This is a genomic window from Collinsella sp. AF33-16 (genome assembly GCF_003475325.1).
Classification (GTDB): Bacteria; Actinomycetota; Coriobacteriia; order Coriobacteriales; family Coriobacteriaceae; genus Collinsella.
Genome location: NZ_QRQC01000018.1, coordinates 18586 through 32263, shown reverse-complemented (window position 1 = coordinate 32263; position 13678 = coordinate 18586). Strand labels below are relative to the sequence as shown.

Here is a 13678-nt window from a genome sequence, read left to right as displayed (position 1 = left end):
TCTTTTGACATCGTATGATTTTGGGGAGTGGCGTGCAGCGATCGCGCGCCACCATGACGGCGTAAGTGTTTGCTTTCGTTGTAGAATCTAACGATATGAGCATCCCGGTTGCTCCAGTGCTTCGATGCTCTGGTCTTTAGCGCCTTTCGTTCAGTGGAGGACTGACCGCAAGCGGCGTAAACAAGAAAGGGGACAACCACAAATGAAAGCAACCGAGGCAAATCTACTCGACCTTATGGGCGTGGCGAAGATGCAATTCGTCATTCCCGTGTACCAGCGAGTTTACTCGTGGAGTGTAAAAGAGTGCGAGGTGCTTTGGGATGACGTTATGCGAGCGGGTCGTGATGGCGTATCGCACTTCGTGGGGTCGATGCTCTATATCCCCGAGTCCGAGAGCTCTGCCACGAGTATTTCGCGCGTGCTCCTGATTGACGGGCAGCAGCGCATGACGACGTTTTCGTTGATGATCGCTGCTTTGGCTGACTATCTGGAGGGTAATCCCGACAAGGCCGACTTCCTTGGCGATCTCAAGATCTCAGCGCTGCGGAAGAACTACCTCTTTAACGATGACGACTACAACGGTCTGGCGCGCTATAAGCTGGTGCTCTCGCAGGACGATAAAGAGACGCTGTTCTCCATCGTGTCTGGGGCTCCCGTGCCAGATGAAAAATCGGATCGCATTGTCGAGAACCATGCGTTCTTCTGTGAAAAGATGCACGGGAAATCATTCGACCCTGCAAGGCTTTGGGCGGGGCTAAACCGCGTGCAGGTCATCGACACTAAGCTCACCGCTGGCGTTGATAATGCACAGCTCATATTTGAGTCCATGAACTCCAAGGGCAAGCCGCTCACGCCCATTGACCTCATCCGTAACTACGTTCTAATGTCGCTTCCCAACGACGAACAGACCAAGCTTTATGAGGGTTATTGGCATCCACTCGAGTGCTTGTTCGGAAAAGGCGGCGAGGACGAGTTCAATGCATTTATCTGGTACTGGCTGTGGCTTAAAGTTCCCAATAGGATGCCGAAGGAGAACGAGGCCTACTACGAGTTTAAGCGCTATTTCGCCGACGACTACGATGGTGACACCGAGGGTCTGCTTAAGGAGCTGCGTGGGTATGCACATAGATACGCCAGCCTGTTCCTTGGTAAGGAGAAGGACGACGGACTACGCCGAGTGTTCGGCAGAATCGTAAGCCTCGACGTGAAGCAGATAAGGCCCCTCTTAATGTTGCTTTACTCGGTTTACGAGGGGAATGGGCTAGACCGCAATGCGTTTCTGCGTATCTGCGAGACTATCGAGTCGTTCCTGTTCAGGCGGGCGGTTTGCGGCAGGCTTACCACGGGCCTAAATAATTTCTTTGCCGGCATGTATCGCAATCTCGAGCAACGGGACGATATAGAGGAGTACGTTACGGCTATGCTCCTTATCCATAGCGGCGGCATGACCGCGTACTTCCCGACAGACGAGTATTTTGTCGAGGAGTTTAAGACGCGTGACTGTTACAACCGCTTCTCCAAAAAGCGCTATTACTTGGAGCGCATGGAGAACTGGCACCACCCGAAGGAGCCCATCTCGGCTGATAATTACCAGATCGAGCATGTCATGCCCCAAACGATCGATGATGTGCACGGCTGGAAGGAATCGCTTGGCGAGAACTGGGAAGACATCCACGACAGGCTGTGCAACAACTTGGGAAATCTAACGCTGACGGGCTACAACCAGGAGTACTCAAACCGGTCGTTCTCGGACAAGCTCAATCTTCCTGGCGTGGGGCTTAGGTGCAGTCCGCTCCACCTGAACAAGTCAATCGCCTCGCATGAAAAATGGGGTGAGGAAGAGATTGGGCAGCGCGCGGACGAGCTGGCGAAAGAGGCGTGCGAGATATGGAAATATCCCGACCTTCCGGCAGATGTCGTCGACAAGTATCGTCCCTCTCGCGGTGAGTCTGACGAGGCTCCTGTCTGGACTCTGCAGGAGAACCACCCCACCTTTGCCGAAGGCGGACTCAACCAGAAGCTTTTCGATGAGGTGTGCGAGTCCGTTCTGAGTGGCAACTCTTCGTGGGAGTCCTATATAGCCAAGTACTACGTGGGCTTCAGGTCGGGCAAGCGAAAACTGCATGCCGTGTTAGAAGGCAGGACCAGCAACGGTGGTTGGATCGCCGTTGGCCTGGCAAAGAGCGTGGACGACCTAATTGATCCAGAGGACATGTGTCAGGACAAACGCGCACAGGGCGGATTTGGCCCGGGCTTACCCACTTACGTTGCGCTTCGGAACGCCGATGACATTCCTGCGGTGCTCGATCTCATAAAGCAGTGCTAGGTTGAAGGCCGGGAATCTAATTCCCGGCCCTTGCCAGCTCAAAATCGTCGATGGCCCATTCGCCCGTCTACGCCCCCACAATCCCGCGAGTCGCTTGATTTGGTTTACGGCCCTCAGTTTTCGGCATCTGTTACTCGTCGTCTCCGTCGTTGGGGTCGCCCTTGAGGGTGTTGATGTCCAGGTACTGGTTGTCGTCCTCTTTTTCCTGCGTTGCCGACTCCGCTTGGGTGGGGCCGGAGAACAGCCGGAATCCCTCAAACGCAATGACACCGAGCAGGGCAATGACAATGGCGATAAAGGCAACCTTGACTGCCTGCGGAAATTCCGAAAAACGCAGCGCCTTTTCCTCGGCGTAATAATCGGCGAAGCGCTCTTCGCCCGTGCTTTTGGTATACGCCGGTGCGGACGCGGCCTCCGGGTCACATTCCGGTGCAGGCGTGGCGGCGTACGGATCGTTGAGATAATCGCTCGATGTGGTGCCATAATCCTCGGTCTCGATGCGACCGGCGTCAGCATAGCCATCGGAATAATCGGAATATGCCGCACCGCCTTCATAGTCCGCGGCGCTCGTGTTGGCGGCAAAAAGCGGGTTAACTGGAACGTCGAGCGCCGACATGCCGGTAGAGGTCTCATCCAGATCGGCTGCAGCCCAGGAATCGTAGGCAACCTGACGGGCAACGGGCTCATCGAGCCTTGTGATCGGAGGCTTGCGTGCCGCAGGAACGGGCAACTGCTGGGCGTTGTACATAACGGTGCTGTCGGCCGATTTGCCCTGCGTCGCTGCAGCGAGAAATGCCGCCGTCTCGGACGGGTCGCTTGCAGGGCGGGGAGCGGGCGTGGGCGCCGAAGTGGGTGCGGGCGTAGGCGCGGGCGTCGAAACAGACGACTGCGCAGGAGTCGGCGCAGATGCGGGCTTAGGCGCAAGTGCGGGATTGGGGCTTGACGGGCGAGCCCCGCCGCCCATGAGTTCGTCGGCGGTCCACGGGCGATCATCCATCACGTCGTCAAGGCTCAGCGAAAACAGGTCGTCTTCACCCTCATCGAACATGCGGTGCACATGTCCATCAATTGCCGGAATCAATCCGCGACCGGTGCATGATGCCTTGCTCAACGCCATTCTGTTCCACCCTTTCGAAATACCAATGACATCGATTATATGGAACTTCCCAAGCGGCTCGGTCTTGGATTCATGCTTTCCAGAACTCGCGCCCAAAAAGGGGAGGGGTGCAGGCGCGCTGACTATTTGTCGCCGGCCGCCGCCTTGGCCTCATTGAGGTAGCTATAGAAGCTGTATTTGGAGATGCCAAAGAACTCGCAGGCGCGCTCGCTCGACTTGGAAATGAGGAAGGCGCCGCGACGGTCGAGGTAACCAATGGCACGAATGCGCTCGTCTTTGGTCATGAGTGCCGCGGGCTTGCCCACAAACTGTTCGCACTCGTGCAGCAGGTCCTCGAGCAGGTCGCCGATGTTCTTGGTAATGGGCTCGGGCTCGGTATAGCCCGTGCCGCCGGTGCCGGTAAAGGCGTCGAGTGAACGCTCAAAAGCCTTCATAAGCGTAATGTCAAAGTTGATGCCCAAAATGCCGACGGGCTTGCCCTCGTCGTTGCGGATAAAAATGGTCGAGGACTTGAGCAGCTTGCCATCGGTGGTTTTGGTGAGGTATGGTTCGCGGTCGTGCACGTCGGTGGTGCCCTCGTGCATGGACTCAAACACAATATGACTGGGGCCGTCACCCAGTTTGCGCCCGCTGACGTGGCCGTTTTCGATCACTACGATGGAGTGGTCCACGTCCTCGGTCTCCAGATCGTGGACGACGACTTCGCAGTTGGGGCCAAATTGGAGCGCCAGACCGTGTGCGAGGCGCTTGTAGAACTCAATCTGTGCGGGGGTCATGGGTGCCTTCCTAAAAATTAGTTTGGGCTCACTTTGCCATAAACCACACTTGACCGCAAACAAATCCATCAACAAGGCAATTCATGACCGTTCGGCGGCGAAAAGGTACCGATTACGGCAACAAACAATTTGTTAGGTTTACCAATCAAAAAGTGTGATAGAACAGTACTAACAAACTTTTTGTTTGGCATCCACATAAAAGTTCAGTCGCATGAATGGGAATGGGCTGAAACGCGTATGCGGGGGCCGGCAAGAGAGGACTTAAGGAGTTCACCGTATGGCCGATAAGATCCAGTGGGCGGGCAACACGATGCCCAAGAGCGATGACAAGCACTTGGGAATCATGAGTCTCGACCACGTGAAGAAGGCCCGTGCCTTCCACCAGTCGTTCCCTCAATATACCGTCACCCCGCTTGCCCGCCTGGACGGTCAGGCTGGGCGCCTGGGTCTGTCCAACCTGTGCGTTAAGGACGAGAGCTATCGCTTTGGCCTCAACGCCTTTAAGGTTCTGGGCGGCTCGTTTGCCATGGCCAACTACATTGCCGACGAGACCGGCAAGGACGTTGCCGAGTGCACTTTCGATTACCTGACCTCCGATCAGCTTGCCAAGGACTTTGGCCAGGCAACCTTCTTTACCGCCACCGACGGCAATCATGGCCGCGGCGTGGCATGGGCTGCCAACAAGCTGGGCCAGAAGGCCGTCGTGCACATGCCCAAGGGTTCCACCAAGCCCCGCTTTGATAACATCGCCGCCGAGGGCGCCACGGTGACCATCGAAGAGGTCAACTACGACGAGTGCGTGCGCATGGCGGCCGCCGAGGCCGACGCCTGCGAGCGCGGCGTTATCGTTCAGGACACCGCCTGGGAGGGCTACGAGAAGATCCCGTCCTGGATCATGGAGGGCTACGGCACCATGGCTTCCGAGGCTGCCGAGCAGCTGCGCGAGATGGCCATCAACCGCCCGACGCACGTGTTTGTCCAGGCTGGCGTAGGCTCGCTCGCCGGCGCCGTGGTGGGCTACTTTACCAACCTGTATCCCGATAACCCGCCCACCTTCGTCGTGGTTGAGTGCGCGCCTGCCGCCTGCCTGTACAAGGGCGCTGCCGCCGGCGACGGCGATCCGCGCATCGTGGACGGCGACATGCCCTCCATCATGGCCGGCCTGTGCTGCGGCGAGCCCAACATCCTGGGCTGGGATATCCTGCGCAACCACACCACTGCCTTCGTGTCCTGCCCCGACTGGGTCACCGCTCGCGGCATGCGCACCCTGGGCGCTCCCGAGAAGGGCGACCCGCGCGTCATCTCCGGCGAGTCCGGCGCTGTGACCACCGGCCTGGTCGAGACTCTCATGCTCGATCCCGAGTACGCCGAGCTCACGGAGCTCATCGGCCTGGACAAGACGAGCTCCGTGCTCTGCTTCTCCACCGAGGGCGATACGGATCCCGACCAGTATCGCCGTATTGTTTGGGAAGGCGAATATCCCACTTGCTAATCGTTAGGGCGGAGTAAATAGGTATCGCTCCGCCACCTCACAGGTAGATTCCTTCGTTTGAAAGGTTATGAACAATGGCTAAAGAACTCGATTTCGACGCTATCAAGGCTGCTGCTGAGTCTCATCGTGCTGATATGACTCGCTTCCTGCGCGCTATGATCTCCCACCCCTCTGAGTCTTGCGAGGAGGGTGAGGTTGTCGCCTGCATCAAGGCCGAGATGGAGAGCCTTGGCTATGACGAGGTCAAGGTCGACGGCCTGGGCAACGTCATGGGCTTTATGGGCGAGGGCGACAAGATCATCGCCATCGACTCCCACATCGACACCGTCGGCATCGGCAACATCGAGAACTGGGACGCCGATCCCTATGAGGGCTACGAGACCGACGAGATCATCTACGGCCGCGGCGGCTCTGACCAGGAGGGCGGCATGGCTTCTGCTACCTACGCTGCCAAGATGATGAAGGACATGGGCCTCATCCCCGAGGGCTACAAGATCATGGTCGTCGGCACCGTCCAGGAAGAGGACTGCGACGGCATGTGCTGGCAGTACATCTACAACAAGGACGGCATTAAGCCCGAGTTCGTCATTTCCACCGAGCCCACCGATGGCGGCATCTATCGCGGTCACCGCGGCCGCATGGAAATCCGCGTCGACGTTCACGGCACCTCCTGCCACGGTTCCGCTCCCGACCGCGGCGATAACGCCATCTACAAGATGGCCGACATCATCGCCGACGTCCGCGCCCTCAACAACAACGGCTGCGACGAGTCGACCGACATCAAGGGCCTCGTCAAGATGCTCGACCCCAAGTACAACCCCGAGCACTTCGAGGATGCCCGCTTCCTGGGCCGCGGCACCTGCACCGTCAGCCAGATCTTCTACACCAGCCCCAGCCGTTGCGCCGTGGCTGACTCCTGCGCCATCTCCATCGACCGTCGCATGACCGCCGGTGAGACCTGGGAGTCCTGCCTAGACGAGATCCGCAACCTGCCGGCTGCCAAGAAGTACGGCGACGACGTGAAGGTCTCCATGTACATGTACGACCGTCCGTCCTGGACCGGCGAGGTCTACGAGACCGAGGCTTACTTCCCCACGTGGATCAACAAGGAGACCGCTCCGCACGTCAAGGCCCTCGTCGACGCCCACAAGGCCATGTTCGGTGACGAGCGCATCGGCTGCGAGCCCAGCATGGACAAGCGCACCGGTCGTCCGCTGTGCGACAAGTGGACCTTCTCCACGAACTGCGTTTCCATCCAGGGCCGCTATGGCATCCCCTGCGTCGGCTTCGGCCCGGGTGCCGAGTCTCAGGCTCACGCTCCCAACGAGGTCACCTACAAGGACGACCTGGTCACCGCTGCCGCCATGTATGTGGCTGCCCTGAACCTCTACGATCCGAGCCAGGCCGATGGCGACGCCACCGTGTTCCGCGCCGGTCTGACCAACAACAAGATCGATTAGTCCCATTCCTCGATCTTGTTGAGCCGGGGACAGCTCGTGTCCCCGGCACCCCCTGTTGACTTGGGGCCCGCGGTCGTTATCTCCCATGCTTCCTCAACGGTAGCGGGTCCTCGTCATAGTGCTCTGCATGTTCTAGCCACACGCGCATGCCGGAGCACATCTACTCATTGCGATCGTTTCATCTTTGGAAAGGACATTTACATGGACGCCAAGTTTACCGAGCTCGTCGAGCAGCTGAACGGCCTCGATTTTAAGGGCATGTACGGCAGCGACTTCCTGCACACCTGGGATAAGACCACCGATGAGCTCAAGGCGCTCTACATCGTCGCCGACGCCCTGCGCGAGCTGCGCGAGAACAACGTTTCGTCCAAGATCTTCGATTCGGGTCTGGCCGTCTCCCTGTTCCGTGACAACTCCACCCGTACGCGCTTCTCCTTCTCTAAGGCAGCCAACCTGCTCGGTCTTGAGCTGCAGGACCTGGACGAGAAGAAGTCCCAGATCGCTCACGGCGAGACCGTCCGCGAGACCGCTACCATGATCTCCTTCATGGCCGACGTCATCGGCATCCGCGACGACATGTACATCGGCAAGGGCGACGCCTACATGGCCGAGGTCTCCGAGTCTGTCCAGCAGGCCTACGAGGACGGCGTTCTGGATCACCGTCCCACGCTCATCTCCCTGCAGTCCGACTCCGATCACCCCACGCAGTCCTCTGCCGACATGCTCTACCTCATCAACGAGTTTGGCGGTCTTGAGAACCTCAAGGGCAAAAAGGTTGCCGTCACCTGGGCCTACTCGCCCTCTTACGGCAAGCCGCTGTCCTGCCCGCAGTCGCTGATCAGCCTGCTGCCCCGTTTTGGCATGGACGTCACCTTGGCCCACCCCGAGGGCTACGACCTCATGCCCGAGGTCGTCGAGCGCGCCAAGGGTTATGCCGCCGAGTCCGGCACCACCTTTAAGCAGGTCAACACCATGGCCGAGGCCTTCGAGGGCGCCGATATCGTGATCCCGAAGAGCTGGGCTCCGTTTGCCGCCATGGAGAAGCGCACCAACCTGTACGCCGAGGGCGACGACGCCGGCATCGCTGCACTCGAGAAGGAGCTGCTCGCTCAGAACGCCACGCATCAGGATTGGTGCTCCACGACCGAGCTCATGGAGAAGACCGCCAACGACCAGGACACCATCTTTATGCATCCGCTGCCCGCCGACATCTCCGGTGTCTCTTGCGAGCACGGCGAGGTCAACGCCGACGTCTTCGACATGCACCGCGTGGGTATGTACAAGGAGGCCAGCTACAAGCCGTACGCCATCGCAGCCATGATGTTCCTGCAGAAGGTTGCCGATCCCGCCGCTACCCTCAAGGCCCTCGACGAGCGCAACACCGCCCGTTGGTTCCAGGCCTAAAGCTGGGTTGAGGTAAGCCATGTAAAGGGGGCGCTCTGCCAACCGGCGGGGTGCCCCTTTTTGCATCGTGGGCGTGCGGGATAAGCGCTTTCGATGTAGATGCCCCGCGACGCGAGTTATGGGTACGATGGTTCCAGGGGAGGTATCGCCATGAAACTTGGTTGCGTCATTATGGCTTCGGGCGAGGGCAAGCGATTTGGCTCTAACAAGATGCTCGCCGATATCTATGGCGAGCCGCTGATTGCCCGGACCATTGATTCGGTTCCCCGGGGCTTTGACGTTGTGGTTTCGACGCGTTGGCCCGAGGTCGCTCAGATTTGTGATGACAAGCATTGCCCGTGCGTGCTGCACGATGGCGAGCTGCGCAGCGAAAGCGTCCGTGCGGGCCTTTCGTGGGGAGTCGAACGCAACTGGAAAGGTTGCCTCTTTTTGCCGGGCGACCAGCCGCTCGTGAGTTCGGATTCTTTTGAGGCTATGGTTCGTGCATTTGACGAGCGTGGCCGCAAGCATCCGGTGCGTCTTGCGTGCAACGGTGAGCCTTCGAGCCCGGTGCTCTTTCCGGCGGAACTGTTCGATGCACTTATGTGTCTTGAGGGTAAGGACGGCGGCGGTTCGATCCTCAAGGACCGTACCGACGTGGTGCTGGTCGAGGCGCGTGCCTACGAGCTGTGGGACGTCGATACCGTCAAGGGACAGCGACGCATAACGGAGCATATCGCCGCCTGCTCGTATTTTGATCGCGTGGCCAACTGCATCAATCAATAAGGAGCAATTATGATCATCATCAAAAACGGCGCACTCGTGACGCCCCAGGGGCTTCGCCGCGCCGATCTTGCCATGGATGGCGATAAGATCGTGCGGATTGCCGCGGCGATTGAGCCGGCCGAGGGCGATACCGTCGAGGATGCTGCGGGCTGCTGGGTGTTCCCGGGCTTTATCGATGGGCACACGCACATGCAGTGCTGGACCGGCATGGATTGGACAGCCGATAGCTTTGAGACCGGCACGCGCGCGGCTGCCTGCGGCGGCACGACGACCATTGTGGACTACGCGACGGCCGATCGCGGCGTGACCATGCCCGATGCCTTGGTCGAGTGGCGTCATCGCGCCGACGGCACCTGCACCGCCAACTATGCCTTCCATATGGCGCTTGCCGAGTGGAATGAGCGCAACCGCGCCGATCTTTCGGCCATGCGCGAGGCGGGCGTGTCGTCGTTTAAGACCTACTTTGCCTACGACCATCTGCGCCTGGACGATGCCGAGACGCTCGAGGTGCTGGAGGAGCTCAAGCGCGTGGGCGGTATCCTGTGCGTGCATTGCGAGAACGGCACGTTGGTCAACGCGCTGCAGAAGCGCGTGTTTGAGCAGGGTATCCACGGGCCCGAGGGCCATGCGCTCAGCCGTCCGGACGTGTGTGAGGCCGAGGCCGTGAGCCGCCTGCTGTATCTGGCGCACTTGGCCGGGGACGCTCCGGTCAACGTGGTGCACCTTTCGACCAAGCTGGGGCTCGAGGCCATTCGCGCTGCCAAAGCGCGCGGGCAGAAGAACATCTATGTCGAGACATGCCCTCAGTATCTGATGCTCGACGACACCTGCTATCTGGAGCAGGGCGAGGACGGCTTTGCGGGCGCCAAGTACGTGATGAGCCCGCCGCTGCGCCATGCCGGTGACCGTGCCGCGCTGCGCGAGGCGCTTGTGGCTGGCGAGATCGATACTATTGCCACCGACCACTGCAGCTTTAATCTGCACGGGCAAAAGGACCGAGGACGCGATGATTTCCGCGCGATTCCCAACGGCGGGCCCGGCGTGGAGCATCGTCCCGTTGCGATTGCCACGAGCTTTGAGGGACAGCTGGGTCCCGAGGATCTGTGCCGCTTGATGAGCGAGAACCCGGCGCGCGTTTTTGGCATGTATCCGCGCAAGGGCTGTCTTGCCGAGGGCGCCGATGCCGACGTGTGCGTGTGGGATCCGTGCGCGCGTTGGACGATCAGCGCCGCGACGCAGCATCAGGCCGTGGACTACACGCCGCTCGAGGGCTTTGGGGCACATGGCCGCGCCAAGGCCGTGTTTGTGAACGGCGTGCTGGCGGCACGCGACGGCGAGCCCACCGGAGCCCAACCCGGCCGCTACGTGCCCCGCTAACAGGAAGACCGCCGGGGTAGCTAATTTGGGAGATGATTTTTCGGGACGGGGTAGCAAAAAGAGCCCCGTCCCAAATTTGCTACCCCTGGAGGCTGGTGGCGATGAGGGGGCGGTTGAGGGCTGCCTCGAAGCGATCTGCCATTGTTGGGTCGGCAAGCGTGTCGGCTTGGTTGAGCATGACGCGTGCGGTGCTGAGTCCCAGCGCCTGCATCTCGGCATTGAGCACCTGGGCGACGCGCTCGGGCGTGGCGATGTCGGTAGGCTCGCAGCCGCAGCGCTCGCAGAAGAGCTCGGGGCGGTGGACAACCTCGGCGACGGGCCTGCCCAGCCCCGAGGCGCCGACGACCCAGACAACGTTTGCCGTGGCGGCGGGAATTACCGGCTCCCAGGCGGCATGCGCCTTGAGCGGGAGTCGCTTGCTGCCATCTGCCTCGGCCAACACATAGTCAAAGCGCTGCGCCAGCTGGTCGATCGGCTCAGCGGGGGCGGAGAGCTTGCCTGTCTCCGGGTCCAAAACACCCGCCTGGCAGATGCTTCCGCGGACAAGTTCCGCGCATGCCTCGCAGGTGCAGCCGGGAACATGCGGGGTCCCCGGCTTCCAAGGCGCGGCGTCCAGGCGACGGCTCGACCCGTCCCATGGCACGCCGGCGACGGGAAACATGTGCGTGGTGGTGCAGAGGAGCACGCGCCCGCCGCCGCGCATGAGCTCGAGACCCAGCATCTTCAGCAACGTCGACTTGCCGCCGCTGCCGATAATCGCGGTAATGCCCGGCTCGATCTTGAGCGCGGAGGCAAGGTTTCCGCTCGTCGTTTCCATCTGTTCACCGCCGTATAATACTGTGATAATAAATAATCATCAGAGTAGCGGCCGAACCGCTTTTGCTCTGCTCAAACCGTAGCACAGGGAGGTGCCCCGGGAATGCTCGTTTATGTTCGCGGCGCCGGCGATATCGCCACGGGCGTCGCCGCTCGCTTGGTGCGCGCCGGCGTTTCGGTCGTTATGGCCGATATCGCGGTTCCCACGTGCATCCGCCGCACAATCTGTTTTTGCGAGGCCATTCGCCTGGGCGAGGTCGAGGTCGAAGGCATTCGCGCTCGCTTGGCACGGACGCCGGCTGAGGCGCTTGAGATTACCGAGGCTGGAGACGTCGCCGTTGTGGTGGACCCTCAGGCCAAGATGCTCGATGAGCTTAAACCCGCGGCTGTGGTCGACGCGATTTTGGCTAAGCGCAACTTGGGCACCACGCGCGACATGGCGCCTGCCGTCATCGCTGTGGGGCCGGGCTTTACCGCGCCGGTTGACTGCGACGCCGTGGTCGAGACCATGCGCGGACATTTTCTCGGCCGTGTCATTACCCAAGGTTCGCCCCAGCCCAACACGGGCGTGCCGGGCATTATCGCCGGCTATGGCAAGGAACGTGTTATCCACAGCCCCGCCGCCGGCGTGTTTAGGTCCGACCGCACCATCGGCGACATCGTGAGTGCCGGCGATGTGATCGGGTATGCGGGTGATACTCCCATGGTCACGCAGATTGACGGCTGCTTGCGCGGGCTTTTGGCGAACGGCGTGCAGGTGACTGAGGGCTTTAAATGCGCCGATGTCGATCCGCGCGGCGATGCCAGCTATATCAACTACATTTCGGACAAGGCGACGTCGGTCGGCGGCGGTGTGCTCGAGGCGCTCGCTATGCTCACCGGTGTCTTTAGAGGATAGAAGGCGGCAATGGAAAAGCTCGATGTTGTGAATGCGGCGCTTGCCGCCTTGCGTGCTGGTGAGACGTGCGAACTGGTGGTAGTGGCCGGCACGGCAGGGTCGTCACCGCGCGGCGTGGGCGCCTGGATGGCCGTCCTTGCCGATGGCAGCCAGGCGGGCACTATCGGCGGTGGCAAGATTGAACTCTTTGCGCTGGATGAGGCGCGCGAGCTCCTGAGCGCGGGACAGTCGCGTCTGGTCCGCTACACTATGGGCGGCGAGAACTCCGATACCGGCATGATCTGCGGCGGAGCCATCTGCTTGTGCTACCTGCATCTGGATGCGACCCAGGTACCGTTGTTCCAGGAAATTGCCGACGTCTTGGCCTATCGGCGCATCGGCGACTTCGTCATCGACTTTGAGCCGTTTGTCGCGAGCGCGCTCGAGGGCGATGTGGCCGAGTACCATGGCGAGGAATCGCGCCGTACCATTGCGGGCTGCCCCGGGCTTTCGCTGGTGGAGGAGGGGAGTAAGGTCAGCTACACCAACGCGGCCTCCGAGATTCCCGTGGCGCACGTCGAGACGCTCTGCCCCGAGGGCCTGACTTATATCTTTGGCTGCGGCCACGTGGGCGCTGCGACGGCGCGGGTGCTCACGGCGGCGGGTTTTGCCGTCGTGGCCTGCGACGACCGCCCCGGCACGCTGACCCCCGAATGGGTGCCCGGTGTCTACGACCGTCGTCTGGTCGACTACAAGAACCTGAGCGAGCAGTGCCCAATCGGCCCGCGCGACCTGGTGGTCGTTGCCACAGCAGGCCACAAGTCCGATATCGACGTGGTGATTCAGGCCATGCGCGCCAAACCCGCCTATCTGGGCTGTCTGGGTTCGCGCCGCAAGACGGCCTTTGTGCGCGCCCGCCTGGAGCAGGAGGGCTTTACGCAGGACCAGATCGACGGGCTGCACCTGCCGATCGGCGTTGCCATCGAGGCCGAGGATCCCGAGGAGATTGCCATCTCCATCGCTGCCGAGATGATCCACCTGCGCCGCACCAAGCTCGTCCCCCGCAAGCGCTAGTCGCATCCCCATCAATAAGATGCGGTGAAATACGGACTGTTTAAGCCGGTTAAGCCGTCAAACAGTCCCTATTTCACCGCAACTGCCATTTTGATCCCCTAGGGATCAATATGTGCGGGGGAGTTGTGGAGTTGTGCAGGCAGACGAGGTTTTTCTGGAAATACGCTCCCGATGCGCGTATAGTACCGATTGTT

General features: G+C 60.5%; 11 protein-coding genes. 8 read left to right on the top strand and 3 right to left on the bottom strand.

The window, feature by feature from the left end; genetic code table 11:
• Positions 1 to 202 precede the first annotated feature (202 nt).
• On the top strand, positions 203 to 2326 hold the full coding sequence (locus DWZ52_RS07765; RefSeq protein ID WP_158572429.1) for a DUF262 domain-containing protein: 2124 nt from the start codon (positions 203 to 205) through the stop codon (positions 2324 to 2326).
• Positions 2327 to 2456: 130 nt separating this feature from the next.
• Here the strand turns inward: DWZ52_RS07765 and DWZ52_RS10265 are convergent, their stop codons facing one another.
• The gene (locus DWZ52_RS10265; RefSeq protein ID WP_118385259.1) at positions 2457 to 3443 is read right to left on the bottom strand and encodes a hypothetical protein; all 987 of its coding nucleotides are present in this window, start codon (positions 3441 to 3443) and stop codon (positions 2457 to 2459) included.
• A gap of 122 nt (positions 3444 to 3565) precedes the next feature.
• A complete protein-coding gene (locus tag DWZ52_RS07755) occupies positions 3566 to 4219 on the bottom strand; it encodes a transcriptional regulator (RefSeq protein WP_022094290.1) in 654 nt (217 codons plus the stop codon).
• 277 nt (positions 4220 to 4496) lie between these two features.
• Here DWZ52_RS07755 and dpaL point away from each other — a divergent pair, with 277 nt between their 5' ends.
• The 5 genes from dpaL (at position 4497) to hydA (ending at position 10717) form a co-directional block, all read left to right on the top strand.
• Entirely contained in the window at positions 4497 to 5711 is a 1215-nt protein-coding gene (dpaL, locus tag DWZ52_RS07750; RefSeq protein WP_118385257.1) for a diaminopropionate ammonia-lyase, read from the top strand.
• Between the two features lie 74 nt (positions 5712 to 5785).
• Positions 5786 to 7171 carry a YgeY family selenium metabolism-linked hydrolase gene (locus DWZ52_RS07745; protein WP_055252228.1) on the top strand — a complete coding sequence of 462 codons (1386 nt, stop codon included), beginning with the start codon at positions 5786 to 5788 and terminating at the stop codon, positions 7169 to 7171.
• A 201-nt stretch (positions 7172 to 7372) separates the two neighbouring features.
• The gene (gene ygeW, locus DWZ52_RS07740) at positions 7373 to 8575 is read left to right on the top strand and encodes a knotted carbamoyltransferase YgeW (RefSeq protein ID WP_118385256.1); all 1203 of its coding nucleotides are present in this window, start codon (positions 7373 to 7375) and stop codon (positions 8573 to 8575) included.
• Between the two features lie 150 nt (positions 8576 to 8725).
• The gene (locus DWZ52_RS07735) at positions 8726 to 9340 is read left to right on the top strand and encodes a nucleotidyltransferase family protein (protein ID WP_158551151.1); all 615 of its coding nucleotides are present in this window, start codon (positions 8726 to 8728) and stop codon (positions 9338 to 9340) included.
• 9 nt (positions 9341 to 9349) lie between these two features.
• Positions 9350 to 10717: a dihydropyrimidinase gene (hydA, locus tag DWZ52_RS07730; protein WP_117786812.1), complete on the top strand. Its 1368-nt coding sequence runs from the start codon at positions 9350 to 9352 to the stop codon at positions 10715 to 10717.
• 79 nt (positions 10718 to 10796) lie between these two features.
• On the opposite strand, the gene yqeC is transcribed toward hydA, so the two are convergent.
• Positions 10797 to 11534 carry a selenium cofactor biosynthesis protein YqeC gene (gene yqeC, locus DWZ52_RS07725; RefSeq protein WP_117786813.1) on the bottom strand — a complete coding sequence of 246 codons (738 nt, stop codon included), beginning with the start codon at positions 11532 to 11534 and terminating at the stop codon, positions 10797 to 10799.
• A 102-nt stretch (positions 11535 to 11636) separates the two neighbouring features.
• On the opposite strand from yqeC, the gene yqeB reads away from it, so the two are divergent.
• Both yqeB and DWZ52_RS07715 read left to right on the top strand, forming a co-directional pair.
• Entirely contained in the window at positions 11637 to 12431 is a 795-nt protein-coding gene (gene yqeB, locus DWZ52_RS07720) for a selenium-dependent molybdenum cofactor biosynthesis protein YqeB (RefSeq protein WP_117786814.1), read from the top strand.
• Positions 12432 to 12440: 9 nt separating this feature from the next.
• Complete coding sequence (locus tag DWZ52_RS07715) at positions 12441 to 13484, top strand: XdhC family protein (protein ID WP_118385254.1); 1044 nt, start codon at positions 12441 to 12443, stop codon at positions 13482 to 13484.
• Positions 13485 to 13678: the final 194 nt, after the last annotated feature.

What these genes read in the sequence shown, in the direction of transcription:
- DWZ52_RS07755 (WP_022094290.1), bottom strand. Translation starts at nt 4,219, where the DNA reads ATGACCCCCGCACAGATTGAGTTCTACAAGCGCCTCGCACACGGTCTG.
- DWZ52_RS07735 (WP_158551151.1), top strand. Translation starts at nt 8,726, where the DNA reads ATGAAACTTGGTTGCGTCATTATGGCTTCGGGCGAGGGCAAGCGATTT.
- yqeB (WP_117786814.1), top strand. Translation starts at nt 11,637, where the DNA reads ATGCTCGTTTATGTTCGCGGCGCCGGCGATATCGCCACGGGCGTCGCC.
- DWZ52_RS10265 (WP_118385259.1), bottom strand. Translation starts at nt 3,443, where the DNA reads ATGGCGTTGAGCAAGGCATCATGCACCGGTCGCGGATTGATTCCGGCA.
- DWZ52_RS07765 (WP_158572429.1), top strand. Translation starts at nt 203, where the DNA reads ATGAAAGCAACCGAGGCAAATCTACTCGACCTTATGGGCGTGGCGAAG.
- hydA (WP_117786812.1), top strand. Translation starts at nt 9,350, where the DNA reads ATGATCATCATCAAAAACGGCGCACTCGTGACGCCCCAGGGGCTTCGC.
- dpaL (WP_118385257.1), top strand. Translation starts at nt 4,497, where the DNA reads ATGGCCGATAAGATCCAGTGGGCGGGCAACACGATGCCCAAGAGCGAT.
- DWZ52_RS07745 (WP_055252228.1), top strand. Translation starts at nt 5,786, where the DNA reads ATGGCTAAAGAACTCGATTTCGACGCTATCAAGGCTGCTGCTGAGTCT.
- yqeC (WP_117786813.1), bottom strand. Translation starts at nt 11,534, where the DNA reads ATGGAAACGACGAGCGGAAACCTTGCCTCCGCGCTCAAGATCGAGCCG.
- DWZ52_RS07715 (WP_118385254.1), top strand. Translation starts at nt 12,441, where the DNA reads ATGGAAAAGCTCGATGTTGTGAATGCGGCGCTTGCCGCCTTGCGTGCT.
- ygeW (WP_118385256.1), top strand. Translation starts at nt 7,373, where the DNA reads ATGGACGCCAAGTTTACCGAGCTCGTCGAGCAGCTGAACGGCCTCGAT.